This window comes from Siphonobacter sp. BAB-5385, from assembly GCF_002261125.1.
Lineage (GTDB): Bacteria > Bacteroidota > Bacteroidia > Cytophagales > Spirosomataceae > Siphonobacter.
Map to the genome: position 1 here is coordinate 1 of NZ_NMPS01000238.1, position 7769 is coordinate 7769.

General features: G+C 47.5%; 4 protein-coding genes. 2 read left to right on the forward strand and 2 right to left on the reverse strand.

The window, feature by feature from the left end; all coding sequences use genetic code 11:
• Positions 1 to 513: 513 nt before the first annotated feature.
• Positions 514 to 1602, reverse strand: a complete 1089-nt coding sequence (locus BWI93_RS25205) for an alkaline phosphatase (protein ID WP_094816578.1) — start codon at positions 1600 to 1602, stop codon at positions 514 to 516.
• 696 nt (positions 1603 to 2298) lie between these two features.
• On the opposite strand from BWI93_RS25205, the gene BWI93_RS25210 reads away from it, so the two are divergent.
• The gene (locus tag BWI93_RS25210) at positions 2299 to 3243 is read left to right on the forward strand and encodes a 3-oxoacyl-ACP synthase III family protein (protein ID WP_094816580.1); all 945 of its coding nucleotides are present in this window, start codon (positions 2299 to 2301) and stop codon (positions 3241 to 3243) included.
• A gap of 95 nt (positions 3244 to 3338) precedes the next feature.
• Here the strand turns inward: BWI93_RS25210 and BWI93_RS25215 are convergent, their stop codons facing one another.
• Complete coding sequence (locus tag BWI93_RS25215) at positions 3339 to 3845, reverse strand: hypothetical protein (RefSeq protein ID WP_094816582.1); 507 nt, start codon at positions 3843 to 3845, stop codon at positions 3339 to 3341.
• Positions 3846 to 4282: 437 nt separating this feature from the next.
• Between BWI93_RS25215 and secA the strand changes: the two genes are divergently transcribed.
• Entirely contained in the window at positions 4283 to 7651 is a 3369-nt protein-coding gene (gene secA / locus BWI93_RS25220) for a preprotein translocase subunit SecA (RefSeq protein ID WP_094816584.1), read from the forward strand.
• The last annotated feature ends 118 nt before the right edge of the window (positions 7652 to 7769 follow it).

A 7769-nucleotide genomic window follows, 5' to 3' on the forward strand; every position in this document is an offset into this window, starting at 1 on the left:
GACGGGTTGTCCGTAGCATTTGCTACGGATTTTCTAGTTGGTAGGCTGTGCCTACCGGGCTGCCCGTTCCTCGCATTGCATACGGGGCTAAGCATATTGAACCCCTCCGGAGTTGGCTGGTCTGGTGGAAGCGGGTCTTTCGAATTTGGAGTCTCATGGCTGACAAATATACTGTAGGTAATGTTCAGATCAGGGACTGGAACAGCGGGGTAAAAACGGGTGATGACAGTGGGGCTGGCTGGTTATTGTAGATGACCTGAGACCGTTGGCAGGGAGGCGGTCAATGAAACGGAGTAATTGCTGAGTTGAATCAACAAAAGAGGCTGTCTGACGTAGACAGCCTCTCAACATTCCTGATTTACTTGAGCTAGCGACTTATTGAGTTGTCAGTTTCAAGTTTACAGTAAGCCGTGTTGGGTTAGAAGGTATTTTCTAAAACGATTCCACAAGGTCTGACCATGCGTAGAAAAAATTACGTTTCTATCTATTGAGAACGAACAACGTAACCTAAAACTATTTACGGCTCAGGATGGTTTCGCCCCACCAGGCCTGTTGAATTTTTTTGTTTACTTCCACGTTGGGGAAAATACCACGAAATAACTCAGAACCAGGGCCGTACGCAAACACCGGCACGGGGTTAGCCGAGTGATTCATCCAGATAAATTTTCCTTCGACAACGCCATTTCTCCAGTCACCACCCGTCAGGCTCAAGCCTCCTGTTTCGTGATCGGCCGTTACGATGACGAGTGTCTCGCCGTTCTTTTCTGCAAAGTCGAGAGCAGCTCCTACCGCTTTATCGAAATCCAGCGTTTCAGTCACCATATATTCCATGTCGTTGGCGTGACCGGCCCAGTCAATCTGCGAACCTTCCGCCATGAGGAAAAACCCATTTTTGTTCTCAGAGAGAATGCTCAAAGCTTTTTCTACTTCCTGACGAAGAATAGGGCCACGACCTTCTTTAACCTTGATTGGATTCATGCCGGCATTGAAAGCAACCAGCTTCTTACCCGTTGCTGCCGTAAAATCCTGGGAAGTATCGGCTACCGTATAGCCTTTCTTCTTAAAATCTTCGAGTAGGTTTTTGCCGTCTTTCCGTTGAAAGAAATACCGCATACCGCCACCAATCACTACATCAAGATCCGCATTGACCATTTGTTCGGCAATGGCTTCGTGTTGCGAGCGGGAGGCCTGGTGAGCATAAAAATCTGCTGGGGTAGCGTCCGTAATGTCGCAGGTAGTAACGATACCGGTAGAGAGTTTCCGCTTTTTAGCCAATTCGGCCAAGGTTACCTGGGGTCGATTGGCAGAGTCTACCGCAACAGCTCCGTTTTTCGTTTTTACACCCGTAGACAGAGCCGTACCACCCGCTCCAGAATCGGTAATAAAATCTTTGACGGGGTGCGTGGTAGAAAGACCAAGGTATGGAAAACGATTCAGATGAAGCGGACCTTTGTTGGCAATCTGAGCGGCGTATACCTGATTGACGCCCATCCCGTCACCAATCAACAAGATTACGTTTTTGGGACGCTTGGGCGTTTGCTGAGCCTGTACCGACAGGCAGCCCGCCAGGAGACCGGCACACAAAAGAAGGTAACGATGCATAGTACTTAAGGGAAAAAAGGAAGTGAATACGCTGCAAAATTCGACCTAATTGCCAGCTAAAAAGCTGTTAAACGGATGAATAAATTGTTAAGTCTTCCCTGATAAAAATGATCTTTCAATAAAACAGCTGCCAGTACCGGGCAAAAGCACGCATAACCTAATCAAGCAAGTAAGCGTTAATAGATAGACCGATGCAGACGTTTATAAGCGTTGAAGAGGGTTCACAGAAGGCCAATTACTGGATTTGTATAATCTTCAGTACTAAAGTAGGAAATAAGTAGCTGATTTATAATAAATTATAGTCGAATCTGCTGGTTTTGATTTTAGTTTGAACAGAAGCGTGCGGTAACAGGAGACATAAAAATCTGATGTTATTAGCTATTCCTCGTAACCGTCTTAGTCTGGATCAGACCGCATCGAACACGCCTTCTGATCCAGAATTTAGTATGCTACCATACCATATTATTTTTTGGAAACGGTATGAACTTTTTGAGACTTAAAAGTACTTGTCTAACGCCGCATTTTAAGCGTCCGAAGTAAAGAAGATTAAGGATTTGCAAATTTATCTGGTACTTATCCAATGTCTTATTGAATTATTCTATTAGAAATTTGGTAAGTTCGAGAAGATAACTATTCTTTGCATAGTGCAAAAAAGCACGGCAAAGTACAAAATACGAGCTGTACCGCTTGACCCTTATGTATATCAACGCGATAAGTAGCTATTTGCCGGAGCAAGTTGTTACGAATGAACACTTCGCCCGACTGAATGGATTGTCTGACCAGTGGATTGTGGAGAGGACGGGCATCCGAGAACGTCGGAAAGCTGCCCCCCATGAAAATACGAACACGATGGCTGTGGAAGCCGTTCGTCAGGGGCTAGCCCTGTTACCATACCCTGTTCAGGAGATTGACCTCATTGTAGGAGCTACCTACACCCCTTACGATACAATTGTATCGTTAGCTCATGCGGTTCAGCATGATCTTCAAATTCCGGATATTCCGGTACTGTCCGTGTCAACGGCCTGCTCTTCGTTATTGAATGCCCTGGAAGTCGTTCAGGGGTATTTCTGCATGAAGAAAGCGACGAAAGCTCTGGTTGTCGTGTCGGATAACAACACCGCCTACAGCAACGAATCGGATAAAGTAGCCGGGCACTTGTGGGGCGACGGAGCTGCGGCTCTGTTTCTCTCGAATGAACGCGTATCGGATTCGGATCTGAAAATTGTTGACATTTTGACCGGTGGAGCCGCTACCGTAGGCAAAGCTCTGGAAGGAGTTGTCCTGAAACCCAATGACGAAGGATTTGTGATGCCTAACGGCCGCGATGTGTTTATTCACGCGGTGCAGTATATGCCCCGAGCCAGCCGTCAGATTCTGGGTCGTAATGGACTTACGCTGGAGGAGGTAGACTGGGTGCTGCCGCATCAGGCCAATTTCCGGATCAGCAAAAAAGTAATGGAAGAACTGGGCTTACCGATGGAAAAACTTTTATCTAACATTCAGTACTTAGGGAATACCGGCTGTGCCGGTTGTGCCATCGGCCTGGATGAGAACAAGTACCGCTTCCAGAAAGGCGATCACATCGTCGTTACTACGTTCGGTGGTGGATATTCGTACGGTGCAATGCTGGTAGAGGCATAAGCCTATTGACTGGCAGGTTTTTACAAACGAAAAGGCCGATGAACAATCATCGGCCTTTTCTGGTATGCCCTGGGCTGGGAGCTATTGGTTTGTGCTTACTCAAATTGCAACGTCACAACCCGATCCCGACTGTTGTCGTAGGCATCAATAGACACGTTTAAGCTACCCGCATCCTTGGTCAGGTGATTGTACGTATCTACTTTGTCCCAGAATTCCGTCTTTTCGCGACCAAAGTCAATGGTTTTTGTATGGCCTTCCTGTCCGATAACCAAATAGTAATGCTTGGATCGCGGCGATAGATCTGCAAACTTTTTAAATACTTTTTCCTGTTTCCAGGTCATTTCCTGGATAACCTGTGGATCGTCGATCAGATTGCGTTTTTTGCCTTTGAAAGCCGAAAGCGTATCATAAATGCCGTAACCTACGATGGCCACAATGATCAGAGGCAACAGTTTAACGTATATATCCGTATCACTACGCTTCTCTCTGGATCTTTTGCCACCGCCGCTCGTACTACCCCCGCCAAAACCTGGAATTTTCAGCTTGGCCCGTTCGCGGTGCACGGGGCGATAGTAGGGATTTTCCTGTGGTGTATTGCTCATAGTGAAAAGATTCAGTGCTGGTTTTAGAACGTAGATTCGCTCGAATCCGTTTCAATCCAGGAGGATAATTTCCCAAGTATAAAAGGGACAACCAGTAGGAAAAGATTTTGCCAATTCGGGCGTTATACCTGCAAAAGTAATGGTTTCCGGTTTAAAACAACGGGTTCTATTCGTAAGCCAAAAGCATCGGAAGTGATGGGACTGCTGTCAATTTGTCCGATTCATTAAACCTTTTGTCCACTTTTGAACTGAAACCGTGATTTAGGAATTGTTTTTTTGCTCTTGGGTGGAAAGAATCGAGTAAATTTGTGTTCTACCTATTGTTTAACGACCCCAGGTTGGGGGTTTCATTTTAAGTCCACTGAACCGACTTGATTATGAAATCAGCCCGTGTACGGGCTGACTAACCACGAATAACGGTGCTTTAGCACATAGCTATGCTTAAACTCATCACCAAAATTTTCGGTACAAAATCCGATCGGGATTTAAAAGAACTCTATCCTTACGTCGGAAAAGTCAATACCGAATTTGCCAAATTAAAAGATCTTTCGGATGACGAGCTTCGTCAGCAAACCGCTGATTTGAAGGCAGTCATCAAAGAAAGACTTGCTCCCATTGATCAACAATCCGAAGCGATTCGTCAGCGTATCGATGCGAATCCGGATATGGATATCAATGAAAAAGATTCGCTCTTCAAGCAGATTGATGCTCTGGAAGTACAATCAGACCAGAAGCTGGAAGATGTATTACTTGAAATCCTGCCCCGGGCTTTCGCGATTGTGAAAGAAACGGGACGTCGCTATACTGAAAATGGTCAGTTGGTAGTTACGGCTAACCTACATGACCGTTTTGTAGCTTCCAGAAAGTCGAACGTCATTATTGACGGAGACAAAGCGATCTGGAAAAATACCTGGAATGTCATGGGTCAGCCCATCACCTGGAACATGGTACACTACGATGTACAGCTGATTGGTGGAGTGGTACTGCATCAGGGTAAAATTTCCGAGATGGCTACCGGGGAAGGTAAAACGCTGGTATCAACGCTACCTGCGTTCCTGAATGCCCTGGGTGGAAAAGGCGTACACATTGTAACGGTCAACGATTACCTGGCCAAGCGTGACTCCGAGTGGAATGCTCCGCTGTTCGAGTTTCACGGGATGAACGTAGACTGTATCGACCGGCACGAGCCCAACACGCATTCGCGTCGTCAGGCGTATCAGGCTGATATTACCTACGGTACCAACAACGAATTTGGTTTCGACTACCTCCGCGATAACATGGCTCGCACACCGGAAGAACTGGTGCAGCGGAAACACCATTACGCCATGGTCGATGAGGTCGATTCCGTACTGATTGACGACGCCCGTACGCCCCTGATCATCAGTGGGCCGATGGTGAAAGACAATGACGTACAGGAATTTGAAATGTTAAATCCCCGGATTGAGCGTCTGGTGGATGAGCAGCAAAAACTCGTACAGGGCTTTCTAACGGAAGCTCGCAGGCTGATCGCTGCGGGGAATACGAAAGAGGGTGGACTGGCTCTGTTCCGGGCACATCGGGGATTGCCGAAATACAAGCCGCTGATCAAATACCTCAGTGAGCAGGGCAATCAGGCCATCATGCGGGCTACTGAAAATGACTACCTGCAGGAACAAGGCAAACGGATGCCCGAAGCCGATGCTCCGCTGTACTTCGTCATTGAAGAGAAAAATAACTCCGTAGAATTAACGGAAAAGGGTATCGACGTGATGACCACGAAGAATGAAGATGCTAATTTCTTCATTCTGCCGGATTTGTCGGTAGTCCTGAACCAAGTTGAAAAATCAGATCTTTCTGAAGCGGATAAAATCCACAAGAAAGACGAGATTATCCGCGATTACTCCATCAAGACACAACGGATTCACACGGTTAATCAATTGCTGAAGGCTCATACGCTTTTTGAAATTGACGTGGAATACGTGATCATGGATGGAAAGATCAAGATCGTCGATGAGCAGACGGGCCGGATTATGGAAGGTCGTCGGTACTCCGACGGTCTGCACCAGGCCATTGAAGCCAAGGAACGCGTTAAAGTGGAAGACGCCACGCAAACCTACGCGACGGTTACGCTGCAAAACTACTTCCGGATGTACCACAAACTTTCGGGTATGACGGGTACAGCCGAGACGGAAGCGGGTGAGTTCTGGCAGATTTACAAACTCGACGTAGTAGCCATCCCAACCAACCTGAAGATTGTTCGGAAGGACGAAGAGGATAAGGTATACAAAACCGTCCGGGAGAAATACAATGCCGTTGTTCAGGAAATTGATGAGCTGGTGAAAGCCGGTCGTCCGGTACTGGTGGGTACAACTTCGGTTGAAAACTCGGAAATCCTGAGCCGTTTGCTGCGGATGCGGGGTATTCAGCACCAAGTACTGAACGCCAAGCAACACCAACGCGAGGCTGAAATCGTAGCATCAGCGGGTCATTCGCGTAATGTAACCATTGCGACCAACATGGCCGGTCGGGGTACGGATATTAAGCTGACGCCTGAATCGAAAGGATCCGGTGGTTTGGCGATTATTGGTACGGAACGTCACGAATCGCGGCGGGTTGACCGTCAGTTACGCGGTCGGGCGGGTCGTCAGGGTGACCCCGGATCGTCTCAATTCTTCGTATCGCTGGAAGATAACCTGATGCGTCTGTTCGGTTCCGAGCGGATTGCCAAGGTGATGGACCGCATGGGTATGGAAGAAGGAGAGGTAATCCAGCACTCAATGATTACGTCTTCGATTGAGCGGGCTCAGAAGAAAGTTGAGGAAAATAACTTTGGTATCCGGAAGCGTCTGTTGGAATACGACGACGTGATGAACTACCAGCGGGAAGCCATTTACAAACGCCGGAAAAATGCGTTGTTTGGTGACCGTCTGGCCCTGGATATTGCCAATATCACGTACGACGTCTGCGAAGAACTGGTCAACAATAATCCAAGCTTCGAAGAACTTGAATTGCGGGTGATTGAGACCCTTGCTATTCAGTTGCCCTTCACTCGGGATGAATTCCTGCGGATGAAGCCTGAGCAGCGTACCCACCAATTGCACGCAGCTGCTGAAGCTCATTATCAGGCAAAAGGTGCGGACATTGCTCAACGGATGCGTACGTTCTTCCAGGATCTGTTCGAAGCGAACCAGGGCAATGTGAACGAGCAATCGGTCATTGGACTGCCCTTTACTGATGGAGAGCATGTGATGGGCTTCCAGGTAAATTTCCTGAAAGCACTGAATTCTGAAGGCCGGGAAGTGACGCGTGAAATTGAAAAGAATATCGCTCTGACGGTGATTGACCAGGAATGGAAAGAACACCTCCGCGATATGGATGACCTGAAGCAATCGGTACAGAATGCCGTATTCGAGCAAAAAGATCCCTTGCTGATTTACAAGTTCGAATCGGTTGACCTGTTCAAGCAGTTCATCAATAAAGTCAACTTTGACATTGTTCAGTTACTCATGCGTTATGATGTGCCTGAGCTATTCGTTGATCAGCCGCAGGTACCTCAGCCGCCGCGTCGCCCTGAACCACAGCCCCAACTACAGACGAGTAAAGACGATGTATCTGGACTGACGGGCGGAAGTGGACCGAGCGTAGAAGAGCTTGAAGAAATTGCTCCTGCGATGGAACGGCCTCGTCAGCAACCCATTCGTGTTCAGAAGATTGAACCCAACCAACGCGTATCGGTTCAGTACATGGATGGCCGCGTAGAGCGGGATGTGAAGTTCAAGAAAGTAGAAGAAGATGTGAAACGTGGCGTATGCGTACTGATTGATTAATATCGGTTGCTAGCGTTAATAAAAAAGGTCAGTCTCTGGTAGAGGCTGGCCTTTTTCCGTTTCCAGTTTTTTAGGTAAAATCCAATAAAGATAGCGGGACGGGTTGTCCGTAGCATTT